Genomic DNA, 15,770 nt, shown 5'->3' on the forward strand with positions numbered 1-15,770 from the left:
TCTGTTGAACTTACGCTGGTCGTACGGAAACTCGTTATGCGTTGTCTGCTGTTCGCTTGTCTGTTGCTTGGATCACTGCCTTCAATCGCCCTGGATCGCTTTCAGGTCGAGGGCTACACGTTGCGCAACGGCCTGCAATTGGTCCTCAAACCGGGCACCGAGCGCGGGCATGTGGCGATCCGGTTGGTGGTTGGCGTAGGCCTGGATGATTTCAGCTGCGCCGACAAGGAACTGCCGCACCTGCTCGAACACTTGCTGTTCAGCGGTATCGACGCCACCGGCGAAGGCGGCCTGGAAGAACGCATGCAGGCCCTGGGCGGTGAATGGAATGCCTACACCAGCAATGCCGACACGACCTTCGTCATCGAAGCCCCGGCGAAAAACCAGCGCAAGGTCCTCGACCTGTTGTTGGCGCTGCTGACCCAGACCCGTATCGACGACAATGCCATCAACGTCGCCAAGCAAGTGGTCGAGCGCGAAGACGGTGGTCATTACTCGCACCTGCAACGCTGGCTGGATCGCCAGGATCTGGGACACACCGCCAGTAATCAGTTGGCGGTGGAACTGGGCCTCAAATGCCCCGAGCGCGCGCAAGTCGATCACCTGACCCGCGAGCAATTGGAGAAGGTGCGCAAGGACTGGTATGCGCCGAACAACATGACCCTGATCGTGGTCGGTGACCTCGACCGGTTGCTGCCGGCCTATCTGGAACGGGCCTATGGCGCGCTCGAAGCGGTTGAGCCCAGCGCTCACCTGCCGCTGCCAGACATTCAGGCCAGCGCGGCCCATGAGCGTAATTTGAGTAAAGGTTTCGTCGGTGGCGGTGCCAAATTGCATTGGCTGGTGCCGGAACCGGTGCTGGAAGACCAGCACGACGAAACCTTCGACCTGCTCAAGGACTATCTGGACTGGGCGCTCTATCGCCAATTGCGCCTGGCCCATGGGTTGTCCTACGGTCCCTCGGCCGAGCGCGAGGTATTTGGTGGGGTGGGCTTCATGAGCCTGAACGCCGACCTTGATCGCGGCGACGTGCTGGCAGCAGAACAGGTGCTGGATGAGCTTAAAGCCGATCTGCTCAAGAACGGCCTCGACGCCGCCACCTTCGCCCGTCTCAAGCAAGCCGCCATCGCTCGCCAGACCTGGGCCGTGCAAGGCAACAGCGCCCTGGCGGACTATTACTGGAGCGCCCTTGGCGACTACGAGGACGGCCATTTCGTCAACCCGGCCAAGGCACTGCAAGACGTGACACTGGCCGAGGCGAACAAGGCAATGCGCGAGTTGCTGCAGCAGCCGGGGTATCTGCGGATCGAGAAGCCGCTGATGAGTTATGACCAGGTGATGTGGGCGATTGCCGGGGGATTTGGACTGATGGTGCTTGGAATACTGGGTTGGCGCGTTCACCGCAGAAAGAAATGATTTCCCTGTGGCGAGGGGGCCCCGTGGCGAGGGGGCTCTGTGGCGAGGGGGCTTGCCCCCGTTGGGCTGCGAAGCGGCCCTAAAAAATGGCACCCCGGTTTATCAGACACACCGCATTCACCGATATTGCGACTGCTGCGCAGCCGAACGGGGGCAAGCCCCCTCGCCACAGGGTTTTGGGTTCGATCAAAGTGACCGCAAGCCTCGCCACGGGGCCCCTCGGGCGGTACCCTGTCGAGGATTTTTCCCACGACTATTGTGAACCGCCGAATGCCGAACCTGACCCTGTACGTACAGCGCATCCTGGAATTGATGAAGCGCTATCCCGGGGTCATTGCGCTTGGCGGTTTCATTTCAGGGGTTGGCAGCTTCATGCTGGTGGATCGCCAACAAGGTCTGGCGACGTGGATCACTACCATCATGCTGGTCAGCTGGGTCTGGCTGATGCTGGAGAACAGCCTCACCAAGCTGTTCGCCAGGGTGTTCAAGCGCGAAATACCCCAGCCACTGCTGCGTTACGCAACGCAGATGATCCATCAGGAAAGCCTGTTCTTCGTCCTGCCATTCTTCTTAATCACCACCACCTGGAACAGCGGCCAGTTGTTCTTCACCGGATTACTGAGCATGGCGGCGCTGATTTCGATCATCGATCCGCTCTACTACAAATGGCTGGCACCGCGCCGCTGGGCGTTCCTGGCGCTGCACACCCTGACCCTGTTCGCGGCCCTGCTGACCGCCCTGCCCGTCATTTTGCACCTGACCACCGCCCAAAGCTTCAAGCTGGCGCTGGGCATTGCCATGGTGCTGTCGTTCCCGAGCCTGGCGTCGATCTTCCCGATTCGCACCGTGCGCAATGCGTTGGCGATCCTCAGCATCACCGTCGGCATCGGCGCCGCCGGCTGGGTGCTGCGCTCCTGGGTTCCGCCGGCGACCCTGTGGATGACCGATGTGGCGATCAGCACCCAAATGCAGGACCGCACCCCCGGCAAGAGCCTGGAAGAAGTCAGCGCCGAGCAGATTCGCGGAGGTGGGCTGTACGCGTACACCGCGATCAACGCCCCGCGGGGGCTGGCCGAGCGGATTTATCACGTCTGGATGTTCAACGGTAAAGAAGTCGACCGTATCCCGCTGGACATCAACGGGGGGCGCAAGGAAGGCTACCGCGCCTGGACCCATAAGCAGAACTTCCCCGGCAACCCCGCAGGCAAATGGCAGGTCCGGGTGCTGACTGAGGACGGTCAGTTGATTGGCGTGCTGCGCTTCAAAGTCATGGACAGCACACCCATCAAAGAAAAGTAACGCGGTTCGTGCTATTAGTCAGATCTGCGTAATAGCCGAACAAGCACGGAGCTTATGACTAGCAGCACAATGCCCGGCAGTGCCCGACTGGACACCTCGCACAGCCCTGCCCTGTTGCGGGTCACGGGTGACTGGACGCTCGCCCATTACGCCGATCTCAGCCGCCTGAGTGAAAAGCTTCGCGGCCAATACGACGACGACACCCACATCGATCTCAATGGCCTCGGCGCGCTCGATACGGCGGGTGCGTCATTGCTGGTGGAGTTGCTGGGAGCCGAGCGTCTGGGCAAATCCGCCGAACACCCCGATTGCACCCTTTCCTCCGCTGATCGCGCCTTGTTGCAGACGGTGTACTGCTCGCTGACCGATTTCTGCGTGCCGATCAAAGAACCGGAAATCAGCGTCGGCATTCAACTGCTGACCCGCATCGGCCGTGCGGTCGACGCGGTCTGGCAGGATACGTTGCAACTGTTGGGTTTCGTCGGCCTGATCCTGGAAACCATCGCTCGCGGGTTGTTTCGGCCCAAGCGCTGGCGCCTCACACCGATGGTCGCTCACATCGAACAAACCGGTCTCGACGCCGCGCCCATCGTTGCCTTGCTGACGTTTTTGGTGGGGGCTGTGGTGGCGTTTCTCGGGGCGACGGTGCTGGCCAGTTTTGGCGCGAGTATTTTCACCGTGGACCTGGTGGCGTTCTCTTTTCTGCGGGAGTTCGGCGTGTTGCTCACGGCGATCCTGATGGCAGGCCGCACCGCCAGCGCGTTCACCGCGCAGATCGGTTCGATGAAGGCCAACGAAGAAATTGACGCGATCCGCACCCTCGGCCTCGACCCGATGGAGTTGCTGGTAGTACCCCGCGTCCTGGCGTTGCTGGTGGCGCTGCCGATGTTGACCTTTCTGGCGATGTTGTCAGGGATTGTCGGCGGTGGCGTGGTCTGCGCGCTGTCGCTGGATATTTCGCCGGCAATGTTCCTGTCACTGCTGCAATCGGACATCGGCGTTCAGCACTTTCTGGTGGGGATCGTCAAAGCGCCGATTTTTGCGTTCCTGATTGCCGCCATTGGCTGCCTCGAGGGCTTCAAGGTCAGCGGCAGCGCCGAGTCTGTCGGCGCGCACACCACGTCCAGTGTGGTGCAGTCGATTTTCGTGGTGATCGTGCTCGACGCCGTGGCGGCGTTGTTTTTCATGGAGATGGACTGGTGAGTCGTTTACCCCGAGCGCCTTCAGAGGCGGTGATCGAAGTCCGTGGGCTGTGCAATCGCTTCGGCCGCCAGAGCGTGCACGAGAACCTCGACCTGGACTTGTACAAGGGTGAAATTCTGGCGGTGGTCGGCGGTTCTGGCAGCGGCAAATCGGTGCTGCTGCGCAGCATTGTCGGCCTGCGTCAGCCCAGCGAAGGGCTGGTGAAGGTCTTCGGCAAGAACTTGCCGAGCCTGTCGGAACACGAGCGCTCGCTGGTTGAACGGCGGTTCGGTGTGTTGTTCCAGAAAGGCGCCTTGTTCTCTTCGCTCACCGTGACCGAGAACGTCGCCCTGCCCCTGATTGAACACGCCGGCCTGAGCCGTGCCGACGCCGAGCATCTGGCGGCAGTGAAAATGGCGTTGGCCGGGCTGCCATTGTCGGCGGCCGACAAATATCCTGCTTCACTGTCCGGCGGCATGATCAAGCGCGCGGCCCTGGCCCGAGCACTGGCGCTGGACCCGGACATCCTGTTTCTCGACGAACCCACCGCTGGTCTAGACCCGATTGGCGCCGCGAGTTTCGATCAACTGATCCTGACCCTGCGCGATGCCTTGGGCCTGAGCGTGTTTCTGGTGACCCACGACCTCGACACGCTCTACACCATCACCGACCGGGTGGCGGTGCTGGCGCAGAAGAAAGTGCTGGTGGCGGACGCCATCGACAAGGTGTCGGAAACCGATGATGCGTGGATTCACGAATACTTCCATGGCCCTCGCGGCCGCGCGGCGCTGACGGCCGCTAACCAGCTCAACGAGGTCTGACATGGAAACCCGAGCCCATCACGTATTGATTGGCCTGTTCACCGTCATAGTGGTGGCAGGCGCCCTGCTCTTTGGTCTGTGGCTGGCCAAGTCCAGTGTCGATACCGAATTCAAGGATTACGAAATCGTCTTCAACGAGGCGGTCAGCGGCCTGTCCAAGGGCAGCGCCGTGCAGTACAGCGGGATCAAGGTCGGCGACGTGGTGATGCTGCGCCTGGACCCGAACGATCCGCGCCGGGTGTTGGCACGGATTCGCCTGGGCGGAGACACTCCGATCAAAGAAGACACTCAGGCCAAGCTGGCGCTGACCGGGATCACCGGGACCTCGATCATCCAGCTCAGCGGCGGCACGCCACAAAGTCCGACGCTCAAGGGCAAGGACGGCAATTTGCCGACCATCGTGGCATCACCCTCGCCCATCTCTCGATTGATGAACGACAGTAACGACCTGATGACCGGTGTGAACGTGTTGATGCAGAACGTCAATCAGATGTTTTCTTCGGAAAACGTCGAGCGCATCAGCAAGACCCTTGAGCATCTGGAGCAAACCACCGGCACCATCGCCGACCAGCGCGGCGACATCGGTCAGGCCATGCAGCAACTGGCGTCGATCGGTAAACAGGCCTCCGCCACACTCGAACAAACCGCCGCGTTGATGCGCAACGCCAACGGCCTGCTCAACGATCAGGGCAAGCAGATGTTCGGCAGTGCCGAGCAAGCCATGAAGTCCCTGGAACAAAGCAGCGCGACCATCAACACGTTGCTCTCCGCCAATCAGGATTCCCTCAACAGTGGCATGCAGGGCCTCAATGGCCTTGCACCGGCGGTGCGCGAGCTGCGCGATACCTTGAGCTCGCTGCGAACCATTTCCCAGCGGCTTGAGGCCAACCCCAGCGGTTACCTGCTGGGCAGTGACAAAAACAAGGAGTTCACGCCATGAAGCTGGCTCATCTCGCCCTCCTCGCCGGTTTTGCGTTGGTCGCTTCCTGTTCGATTTTCCCCAAGACCGAGCCGTCCGATGTCTATCGATTGCCGTCGGCACAGCGCGACACATCGGCCCAACACGGCACGGCGCAGCGCTGGTCGTTGCGGCTGGCCAAGCCTCAAACCAGCGAAGCCTTGAACAACCCGAAAATCGCCGTAATCCCTCAGGGTGATCTGATCAGCAGCTACAAGGCTTCACGCTGGAGCGATCCGGCACCGGTGCTGTTGCGTAATCGTCTGCTCGATGGTTTCCAGCGTGACGGTCGCGTGCCGTTGCTCAGCACCGATGACAGTAATTTCCAGGCGGACCTGGAACTGGGTGGCAACCTGCAAGCGTTCCAGACCGAGTACCAAGGCACGGCGGCGAGCGTGGTCGTGCGCCTGGATGCGTTGTTGGTGCGTGGGTATGACCAGCGAATCCTCGCCAGCCGACGCTTTGAAGTGCGTCAGCCGTTAAGCGATGTGAAGGTGCCGGCGGTGGTGACCGGTTTTGGCCTGGCCAGCGACCAGTTGACGGCGCAGGTGGTGGCTTGGACGGTGGAGCAAGGTCAGAAAGTTGCGCCGCCGCTTAGGCCTTGAAGACCTACACACATCAATGTGGGAGCGAGCCTGCTCGCGATGAGGTCTGCACATTCAACAATTCTGTTGGCTGTTAAACCGCCATCGCGAGCAGGCTCGCTCCCACAGGGTTCTTTGGTTTAACCAAAGAACCAGTAGCACACCCCGATCGCGCCAAGAACACCCGCCAGCTCCGCCAGCAATGCACAGCCCACCGCATGCCGTGCCCGCTGAATGCCCACCGCACCGAAGTACACCGCCAGTACATAGAAGGTCGTTTCGGTACTGCCCTGAATCGTCGCCGCCACCAGCGCCGGGAAGCTGTCTACCCCGGAGGTCTTCATGGTTTCAATCAGCATCGCCCGCGCGGCGCTGCCGGAAAAGGGTTTGACCATGGCCGTCGGCAGCGCATCGACGAAGCGCGTGTCCCAACCGGCCCACTCGACCAGATGACGAATCCCGTCCAGGCCGAAATCCAGCGCTCCGGACGCCCGCAGTACGCCCACGGCGCAAAGCATCGCCACCAGATACGGCAGCAGGTTCTTGGCGACGTCGAAGCCTTCTTTCGCGCCTTCGACGAACGCTTCGTAGACCTTCACTTTGCGTAACGCACCGATTACCAGAAACAGCATGATCAGCCCGAACAGCGTCACGTTGCCGAGGATCGATGACAAGCCCGCCAGAGCGGTCGCTGAGAGCGTCGCCAGCAGTGCCATGAAGCCACCGAGGGCGAGGGCACCGGGAATCAGATACGCCAGCACCACCGGATCCCAGACGCGCAGGCGCTGCATGAACGCTACGGTCAGGAAGCCGACAATGGTCGAGCAACTGGTGGCGAGCAGGATCGGCAGGAACACCAGGGTCGGATCGGGCGCACCTTGCTGGGCGCGGTACATGAAGATGGTCACCGGCAGCAGGGTCAGGGATGAGGCGTTGAGTACCAGGAAGAGGATCTGCGCGTTGCTGGCGATGGTGTCGCTGGGGTTGAGCTCTTGCAGTGCTTTCATTGCCTTGAGGCCGATCGGCGTGGCGGCGTTGTCCAGCCCCAGGCCGTTGGCGGCGAAGTTCAGAGTGATCAGGCCGATGGCCGGGTGACCGGCCGGCACTTCCGGCATCAGGCGCAGGAACAGCGGGCCCAGCGCCTTGGCCAGCCATTCGACGATGCCGGCCTTCTCGGCAATTCGCAGAAAGCCCAGCCAGAGAGTGAGGGTGCCGAACAACAGGACCATGACCTCGACCGACAATTTGGCCATGGCGAAAATGCTTTCCACCATCGCCGCGAAGATCCCGGCGTTGCCGCCGATCAGCCATTGCGCCAGCGCCGAAACGGCAGCCACGATGAAGAAGCCAAGCCACAGGCCATTAAGCATCAGTCAAATCCCCCGGAAGATGCGGCGAATGATAGCGGGGTAGACAGAAACGACAAACCCCGGATTTCTCCGGGGTTTGTTTGTGGCCCTTGTGGGGGCGGGCTTGTGGCGAGGGGGCTTGCCCCCGTTGGGCCGCGCAGCGGACCCGAATTTGCGAGCGCTGCGCACTCGAACGGGGGCAAGCCCCCTCGCCACACAAGCCATGCTCCTGCAGGTTTTTGTGTCAGTTGCTGGAAATTTCGCCAGCCGGCAGCTTTTCCTTGCTGCGCCAGTGTGGCAGGGAGTTCCAGTAGCGCTGGCCCTTGGCGTCGTCGTACATGCCTTCCCAACGTGCGATGACCAGCACGGCGAGGGCGTTGCCGATCACGTTCAGCGCGGTACGGGCCATGTCCATGATGCGGTCGACACCGGCGATGAACGCCAGGCCTTCCAGAGGAATACCGACGCTGCCCAAGGTGGCCAGCAGCACCACGAAGGACACGCCCGGTACGCCGGCGATGCCTTTGGAGGTGACCATCAGTGTCAGCACCAGCAGCAACTGTTGGCTGATCGACAGGTCGATGCCGTAGAGCTGGGCAATGAAGATTGCCGCGATGCTCTGGTACAGGGTCGAACCGTCGAGGTTGAACGAGTAGCCGGTCGGCACCACGAAACTGCAAATGGCTTTCGGCGCGCCGTAGGCTTCCATCTTCTCGATCACGCGCGGCAGCACGGTTTCGGAACTGGCAGTGGAGTAGGCCAGTACCAGCTCATCCTTGAAGATGCGCATCAGCTTGATCACCGAGAAACCGAACAGGCGAGCGATCAGGCCCAGCACCACAAAGGCGAAGAAGGCGACGGCGAAGTAAACCAGGACGACCAGTTTGGCCAGCGGCAGCAGAGAGGCGAAACCGAAGTTGGCCACGGTCACCGCGATCAGTGCGAACACGCCGATCGGGGCGTAGTTCATGATCATGTGGGTAACTTTGAACATGCTTTCCGACACGCCCTGGAACATCTTCACCAGCGGTTCACGCAGGTCCGATTGCAGGCTCGACAGACCGAGACCGAACAACACGGAGAAGAAGATGATCGGCAGCATCTCGCCGCGGGCCATGGCCGCAAAGATGTTCGACGGGATCAGGTTGAGGATGGTCTGGATGAACGCGTGTTCATGCTGTACCTCGGCGGCAGTGGCCTGGTACTTGGAAATATCCACCGTACCCAGGGTGCTCATGTCGATGCCGCTGCCCGGATGGACCACGTTGGCCAGCACCAGACCGACCAGAATGGCGATGGTGGTGACGACCTCGAAGTAAATGATGGTCTTGAGACCGATACGCCCGAGTTTTTTCGCATCCCCTACGCCAGCGATGCCGACGACCAGCGAGGACACCACGATCGGGATCACGATCATCTTGATCAGACGGATAAAGATATCGCCTGCCGGTTGCAGAACGTTGCTGATCCACCAGGCCTTTTCGGCACTGAAATGGTTGAGCAGTGCACCAATTGCTATCCCCAGAACCAGACCGATGAGGATCTGCCAGGCGAGGCTAAGCTTTGCCTTCTTCATATCTTTACCCTTACTTGCGTTTGACTCAGGCTGATGCATGAACTGAAACGCGCAATGGCGAACAAATCTTGCATCGACCCCCGTATAAGGTCCCCGCGAGCGAGCATTTACAGCTCTCAGGCAGCGAAAAAGGCGCAACTATTCCGATGCTGGCAAGCGCCGTCTAATGCCGTAAACGCCTACCCTATGCCGAATCGGCATGAGATTTTTCATTCGAAACCCGCGTCCCAGCCGGTTCGAATACGACATTTTGGCGGGCATAAGTGCCGTGAGCCGGCCATTTCAGCGCAGGTTCATGTTTTTTGAATAAGTAAAAATTTGGGAAAATGCCTACGTTTGACGGCGAATTTTCTTCTCGTGAAAGTCGGGGCTTTCTCGATATACGGTCACGAAGAAATACCGCGAAACTGTTTTGCGGGGAATATGCAGCAGAAACAGATGAGCTGAGTGCTCTAGATCAACGTTTTGCACGTTGAAGCTCTCCGCAAGTTCGTCGAGCCGCTCAAGGCCACGGCGAACTTGCGTCGCAGCTGTGCCTGACCCGGCCCTTGCGCAGGTACTCCCTGTACCCGTAGGTCACTCCGACCCTGAAGCGGTCAGAACGTCCCGACCCCTTGGTCATGCGTCTACCGTCCTCGGGTAGCGCAGTGGAAAGAAGCGCTGTGGCCTCTTTCGTGTTTCGAAACTCAATACCAGTCTGGATCTTTTTTAGTTGTTCCATCAATTGAGCAATTCATTGGCGCATCTGGCCATTATTGGCCGGCATCGCCATGGCACTGCCGCCCAGAAGCAGGGCGGCTGCCACTGTCTTTAACGAAATTGCTCATGTTCAGCCTCGGCCGCGACGGCCAAAGAAGAAGGAAGCAATGAACATCACCAGGAATACGACAAAGAGAATCTTGGCGATACCCGTGGCGGTGCCCGCGATACCACCGAAGCCCAGTACTGCAGCGATGATGGCAATGATCAAGAATGTGATTGCCCAGCTCAACATGGTGATTCTCCTTACGCTTTCTGTTTAAAGGTATTGCTTGTGGTGCTTTTCCCGGCGCGTCGAGTGCGCCAAGTTCGTTTGCTTAAAACACCCAACGTTCCTGAGGCATCTCATCCACAGGCTGGGCCTGGTCGACGTCCATCATTCGCATCGAGTCGTTATCAGCCAGGCTGCTGCTGACGGCGCTGAAGTGGGTTTGAGGCGTGTGTGGAATCGACAGGTGCGGCGTCTCTGGCTGTTGGTTCTGTTCCCAACGCAAGTACTGTTGGCCGCCAATCAAGGTGATCAATAGCGCCAGCAGGGCAAACAAGCCTTGCTGGACAAGCAATGGCGAGATACGCAATGGGGCGGCACCTTGGCGATTCATCCTGAAGTTCCTCCCACGCTGGGGTAGTGATCTTTGGCGGGCGCTGGTTCATTAAATGCCCTGTTACCCAGACTCTTGCAGCCTGCATGCCACCTTTTTATAGGAATTAATTCGTTTAAAATCAATAAGTTATATTGTTAGTAAAAACCGTTTTGGACGCATCCTGCACGATGGCGTCACTGAAGTCGTGCGTAATGCACGATGAACTCATGAAAACTTTCAATATTTTTGGAATTGAGGGAAGGGCGCAGATGTCAGAAAGGGACGCAGGCAATCGCCTAAGAACGGCTCATTAATAAAAAATTAAATAAATCAGTTGGTTAGCTTGTTATTAAGTAGATAGCTCCGCTGATTTGACTGAAATCGGCCACAATCAATCATGCAACTTGCCCGATTTCTCTGGGCCTAACCAAAATCCACAATTTAAAGGAGCGCAGGAACATGGAATCAGCCACTGAGCATCAAGGCCGCATTCTGCTGGTGGACGATGAGTCCGCCATCCTTCGAACCTTTCGCTATTGCCTCGAAGACGAAGGCTACAGCGTGGCCACCGCGACCAGTGCTGCTCAGGCCGAAGCCTTGTTGCAGCGCCAGGTTTTCGATCTGTGTTTCCTCGATTTGCGTCTGGGTGAAGACAATGGGCTCGATGTACTGGCCCAAATGCGCATCCAGGCGCCCTGGATGCGGGTGGTGATCGTCACTGCTCACTCGGCCGTGGACACTGCCGTGGATGCGATTCAGGCCGGTGCAGCTGACTATTTGGTCAAACCCTGTAGTCCCGATCAATTGCGTTTGGCCACTGCCAAACAGCTGGAAGTACGGCAACTTTCGGCACGCCTGGAAGCCCTCGAAGGTGAAGTGCGCAAACCCAAAGAGGGCCTGGATTCCCACAGTCCGGCCATGAAAGTGGTACTGGAAACCGCACGCCAGGTCGCCAGTACTGATGCCAACATTCTGATTCTCGGCGAATCCGGCACCGGTAAAGGTGAACTGTCACAGGCCATTCACGGCTGGAGCAAACGCCAGAAGAAATCCTGCATCACCATCAACTGCCCATCCCTGACTGCAGAGTTGATGGACAGCGAGCTTTTCGGCCACAGCCGGGGCGCATTCACCGGTGCCAGCGAAAGTACCTTGGGGCGTGTCAATCAGGCCGACGGCGGAACGTTGTTTCTCGACGAGATCGGCGATTTTCCTCTGATTTTACAGCCAAAATTGCTGCGTTTCATTCAGGACAAGGAATACGAACGCGTGGGCGACCCGGTGACCCGTCGCGCCGACGTGCGAATCCTCGCAGCAACTAACCTCAACCTGGAAGACATGGTTCGCGATGGTCGTTTTCGTGAAGACTTGCTCTATCGCCTGAACGTCATCACCTTGCACCTGCCGCCGCTTCGTGAGCGCAGGGAAGACATTCTGAACCTGGCAGACCGCTTCCTGGCGCGCTTCGTCAAGGAATACTCGCGTCCGGCCCGGTGTTTCAGCGACGAGGCCCGCGAAGCGCTGCTCAGCTACCGCTGGCCGGGTAACATTCGCGAACTGCGCAACGTGGTGGAGCGCGCGAGCATTATTTGTCCGCAGGAGCGGGTCGAGCTCAGCCACTTGGGCATGGCCGAGACCCCGACCAACCACACGCCGCGCATCGGCGCTGCGTTGAGCCTGGATGAGTTGGAGAAAGCTCACATTGGCGCGGTCCTCGCCACGGCCGACACGCTGGACCAGGCGGCCAAGACTCTGGGTATCGATGCTTCGACCCTGTACCGCAAACGCAAGCAGTACAACCTGTGAGTCGTAACCGATGAAACTGGCGATGACGTTGCGCACCCGGCTGTTTCTCAGTATTTCCGCACTGATTACTGTGGCGCTGCTTGGGCTCTTGCTCGGGCTGGTCAGCGTGATGCAGATGGCGGGGACTCAGGAAGCCCTCATCCGTGACAACTTCGTCACGCTGGATCTGGGATTGAAGCTGCGTCAGACCTTGGGTGATCAACTGATCATCGTGCTTGGCGAGAACCCTGACCCTACGGCGTTCGAGGCATCCAGGCAGCACGTCCTTGAGTTGCTGGACGAAGGCATTGCTCGCGAGCCATCCGGCGAGGGTGCCCAATATGGTTTCAGAAAGGCCAAGGCTGATTATCAGAGCTTATTGCAGGCTTTTGATCTTTCCCACGCTCAGGTACAGGTAGTCAGTGATGGCGGGGATCTCACGGAAAAATTCAACGCGTTGCGAAACGGTTTGATCTCTGAACAGAAGCGCGCACTGGAAAACATCACTGAGATCGAACGCAAGGCCCGGGAGCGAGCACTGTTGATTGCCGGCCTGCTTGGGTTGGTCGGCGTGGCGGTGTTGTTCATCGGGTTCATTACCGCCCATGCGATCGCCCGGCGTTTCGGGGCTCCGATCGAGGCTCTGGTGCAGGCAGCTGACAATATCGGCCAAGGCAATTTCGAAGTGATCCTGCCGGTTTCTTCGGCGGTGGAAATGAATCAGTTGACCCGGCGTTTCGGTGTCATGGCCGAAGCCTTGCGTGAGCATCAGGCTACCAATATCGACGAATTGCTCGCCGGCCAGCAACGTTTGCAAGCGGTGCTCGACAGCATCGACGACGGTTTGCTGATTATCGATCGTCAAGGTCATCTCGAGCACCTCAACCCGGTGGCTCAGCGCCAGCTAGGCTGGGACACCGATCGTCTCGGCCAAGGGCTGGGTTCGGCGCTTGAGCGTCCCGAGCTTGATGAACAACTGCAGTTGGTGTTGCGCGGCGGCACTCTGGAACGAGCGCCGGAAGACCTGAGTATCGAGGTCGATGGGGAGTCGCGATTGCTGACCTATAGCCTGACGCCGGTGAGCCATACCCAGGGTCATATTCTCGGCGCGGTGATGGTGTTGCATGACGTCACCGAACAGCGTGCCTTCGAACGGGTACGCAGCGAGTTCGTCTTGCGCGCTTCCCATGAGTTGCGCACACCGGTTACCGGGATGCACATGGCATTCGGCCTTTTCCGCGAGCGGACGCATTTTGCCGAAGACTCCCGCGAAGCTGACCTGCTGGACACCGTCAACGAAGAAATGCAGCGCCTCATGCAGTTGATCAACGACCTGCTGAATTTCTCTCGCTATCAAAACGGCCTGCAAAAACTCACGCTGGCACCGTGCTCCATCGAAGACTTGCTGGATCAGGCCCAGATACGTTTTGCCGGCCCGGCACAGGAGAAAGGCATTGAGTTGCTGGTGGAAGTGCAGGGACCGCTGCCGCGGCTGCAAGCCGATCAGGCGCAACTGGAGCGGGTGCTCGACAACCTGATCGACAACGCCTTGCGCCATACCTCCCCTGATGGACTGATACGCTTGCAGGCCCGGCGCCATGGAGAGCGGATGATTATCAGCGTCGAGGACAACGGCGAAGGCATTGCTTACGGCCAGCAAGGGCGGATCTTCGAGCCCTTTGTCCAGGTCGGCCGCAAAAAGGGCGGTGCCGGGCTCGGTCTGGCGCTGTGTAAGGAAATCGTGCAGCTGCATGGCGGGCGGATGGGTGTTTACTCGCGGCCCGGGCAGGGCACGCAGTTCTACATGGCACTGGCGATATAAGCCGGGGCCATTCAGGCTTCGTCATCCAGACGTCGGGTGTTCAGTCGGCGGCCACGGGTAATCAGTTCGATGAACTGCACGGCACTCAGTGCGTGGGCGAACAACCAACCCTGGCCGAACTTCACCCCTTCGCTGCTCAGAAACACCGCTTGGGCTTCATGTTCGATGCCTTCTGCAATCACCTTGAGTTGCAGGGCCTGAGCCATGCGAATGATGTGCGGTGCCACGCCGCTGCTGGCGGCATCATGGCCCAGCGCGTCGATAAACGCCTTGTCGATTTTCAGGCAGTCCACCGGTAGGGTTTGCAGATAGGCGAGGCTGCAATAGCCGGTGCCAAAGTCGTCGATCAGCACTTGATGCCCGACATCCCGCAGGGCTTGCAGGTTTTCTCTGGCCACCACCACATCCACCAATCCGCGCTCGGTCACCTCAAAGGCAATCTGCCTGGCTGCCACTCGGTGCATGCTCAGCAGACGCGCCATCACCTGACCGATACGCGGCACCATGACATCGCAGGCTGCCAGGTTGACCGAAATGTACAGTTGCGGATTGGACCGCAACAGTTGCCCGAGCTGTTCCAGCAGGCGCTGCAATACGAAGTCGGTCATCTGGCGGATCTGGCCGGTATTCTCCGCCATCGGAATGAACAGGTCGGGACTGGTCAGTGTGCCGTCCGGCCTTCGCCAGCGCAGCAGGGCTTCGGCGCCGACGCAGTTGCGGCTGTCGAGGTCGAAGATCGGTTGATACAACACCTGTAGCTCGCCTCGCCGTATGGCGCCTTGCAGTTCGGCATCCAGCGACTGACGCTGGCGCACCAGCAAAAACACCAGAATGCCTACACAGGCACTCAGCGCCAGGCTGGCCGGCAGTAGCCACCACCATACTGCCGGCACATGTATTCCGGTGCGTGGGGTGATCAGTACCAGTTGGTATTCGGGGGTGTTAGTGGGCATTCGGTAAATCAGGCGGGTGTGGGTGACTTGCAGCGCATCACGGCTTTTCGGGGGCCAGGGTTCTGCGGGGGGCCAGGCCTGCGCGACACCGAGTACCGGAATCGCCCGGGTGCCGTGATCGAGCACCACCAACAGGCTGCTCCCCGGAGACAGATCGACCATGTCGGTCAAATGCCCCCGGGACGTCGCCACCCGGAAATTGCCACGCCCAAGCATCAGTGCGGCGCGGTTCTCATCGGGTTCAGTGGTGGTGTTCAGCCAGTAGCTGTAGATGGGGCCCTTGATGTCCGGCGGTCGGATCAGCGATACCCCTTCCTGGCGGGGGCGGTTGGAGCAGGTTCGCGAAGTGTCCATATAAGCGGCTTCATAAACGAAGCGGTAATTGAAGCTGACCTGCTGCAAAGTGGCGATCATTTCGTCATCGCAACCTCGCAGCGGTTGGGCTTCCAGGTCATCGAGGCTTTCGCGCAATTGCCCGAACAACTGCTCCAGACGGACCAGAAAGCGTTCTCCCTGGGCATTCATTTCCTGGCTTTCGTTGTGCTCGACTTGATTCATCGCCACGAACAAACTGCCAACCGTTAGAAGCATTGCGCTCAAGGCAGTAGCCAGCATCGCCAAAAACCAAGGGCGATAGAACCAGCTATGCAGTCTCTCCCGAGCAGCAGGCATCATGGAATAT

13 protein-coding genes are annotated in these 15,770 nt (G+C 59.3%); 8 read left to right on the forward strand and 5 right to left on the reverse strand.

The annotated features are described in order from the left end of the window. Positions 1-36 precede the first annotated feature (36 nt). The 6 genes from PMI30_RS20845 (at position 37) to PMI30_RS20820 (ending at position 6,281) form a co-directional block, all read left to right on the forward strand. Entirely contained in the window at positions 37-1,416 is a 1,380-nt protein-coding gene (locus PMI30_RS20845; RefSeq protein ID WP_008007951.1) for a M16 family metallopeptidase, read from the forward strand. Between the two features lie 270 nt (positions 1,417-1,686). Further along, complete coding sequence (locus tag PMI30_RS20840; RefSeq protein ID WP_008007954.1) at positions 1,687-2,715, forward strand: DUF5924 family protein; 1,029 nt, start codon at positions 1,687-1,689, stop codon at positions 2,713-2,715. Positions 2,716-2,769: 54 nt separating this feature from the next. Continuing rightward, the gene (locus tag PMI30_RS20835) at positions 2,770-3,918 is read left to right on the forward strand and encodes an ABC transporter permease (protein ID WP_032835078.1); all 1,149 of its coding nucleotides are present in this window, start codon (positions 2,770-2,772) and stop codon (positions 3,916-3,918) included. Next, complete coding sequence (locus tag PMI30_RS20830; RefSeq protein ID WP_008007958.1) at positions 3,915-4,718, forward strand: ABC transporter ATP-binding protein; 804 nt, start codon at positions 3,915-3,917, stop codon at positions 4,716-4,718. The genes PMI30_RS20835 and PMI30_RS20830 overlap by 4 nt, the downstream gene beginning before the upstream one ends. A 1-nt stretch (position 4,719) precedes the next feature. Next, complete coding sequence (locus PMI30_RS20825) at positions 4,720-5,658, forward strand: MlaD family protein (RefSeq protein WP_008007959.1); 939 nt, start codon at positions 4,720-4,722, stop codon at positions 5,656-5,658. Then, positions 5,655-6,281 (forward strand): ABC-type transport auxiliary lipoprotein family protein, encoded by a 627-nt coding sequence (locus PMI30_RS20820; RefSeq protein WP_008007961.1) that lies wholly within the window; start codon positions 5,655-5,657, stop codon positions 6,279-6,281. Before PMI30_RS20825 ends, PMI30_RS20820 begins: the two co-directional genes overlap by 4 nt. Before the next feature lie 119 nt (positions 6,282-6,400). Here PMI30_RS20820 and PMI30_RS20815 read toward each other — a convergent pair whose 3' ends face one another. The 4 genes from PMI30_RS20815 to PMI30_RS20800 all read right to left on the reverse strand — a co-directional run bounded on the left by PMI30_RS20815 (position 6,401) and on the right by PMI30_RS20800 (position 10,546). Beyond that, positions 6,401-7,630, reverse strand: a complete 1,230-nt coding sequence (locus tag PMI30_RS20815) for a nucleoside recognition domain-containing protein (protein ID WP_008007963.1) — start codon at positions 7,628-7,630, stop codon at positions 6,401-6,403. A 223-nt stretch (positions 7,631-7,853) separates the two neighbouring features. Beyond that, positions 7,854-9,185 (reverse strand): glutamate/aspartate:proton symporter GltP, encoded by a 1,332-nt coding sequence (gltP, locus tag PMI30_RS20810; RefSeq protein WP_008007965.1) that lies wholly within the window; start codon positions 9,183-9,185, stop codon positions 7,854-7,856. A gap of 829 nt (positions 9,186-10,014) precedes the next feature. Then, positions 10,015-10,179 (reverse strand): DUF1328 domain-containing protein, encoded by a 165-nt coding sequence (locus PMI30_RS30440; RefSeq protein WP_003177151.1) that lies wholly within the window; start codon positions 10,177-10,179, stop codon positions 10,015-10,017. An 82-nt stretch (positions 10,180-10,261) separates the two neighbouring features. Next, a complete protein-coding gene (locus tag PMI30_RS20800) occupies positions 10,262-10,546 on the reverse strand; it encodes a hypothetical protein (protein ID WP_008007966.1) in 285 nt (94 codons plus the stop codon). 441 nt (positions 10,547-10,987) lie between these two features. Between PMI30_RS20800 and algB the strand changes: the two genes are divergently transcribed. After that, positions 10,988-12,334 carry a sigma-54-dependent response regulator transcription factor AlgB gene (gene algB / locus PMI30_RS20795; RefSeq protein ID WP_008007967.1) on the forward strand — a complete coding sequence of 449 codons (1,347 nt, stop codon included), beginning with the start codon at positions 10,988-10,990 and terminating at the stop codon, positions 12,332-12,334. A 10-nt stretch (positions 12,335-12,344) separates the two neighbouring features. Beyond that, entirely contained in the window at positions 12,345-14,135 is a 1,791-nt protein-coding gene (locus tag PMI30_RS20790) for an ATP-binding protein (RefSeq protein ID WP_008007968.1), read from the forward strand. A gap of 11 nt (positions 14,136-14,146) precedes the next feature. On the opposite strand, the gene PMI30_RS20785 is transcribed toward PMI30_RS20790, so the two are convergent. Further along, positions 14,147-15,763 carry an EAL domain-containing protein gene (locus PMI30_RS20785; RefSeq protein ID WP_008007969.1) on the reverse strand — a complete coding sequence of 539 codons (1,617 nt, stop codon included), beginning with the start codon at positions 15,761-15,763 and terminating at the stop codon, positions 14,147-14,149. Positions 15,764-15,770 lie beyond the last annotated feature (7 nt).

It is taken from the genome of Pseudomonas sp. GM50, assembly GCF_000282375.1.
GTDB lineage: Bacteria > Pseudomonadota > Gammaproteobacteria > Pseudomonadales > Pseudomonadaceae > Aquipseudomonas.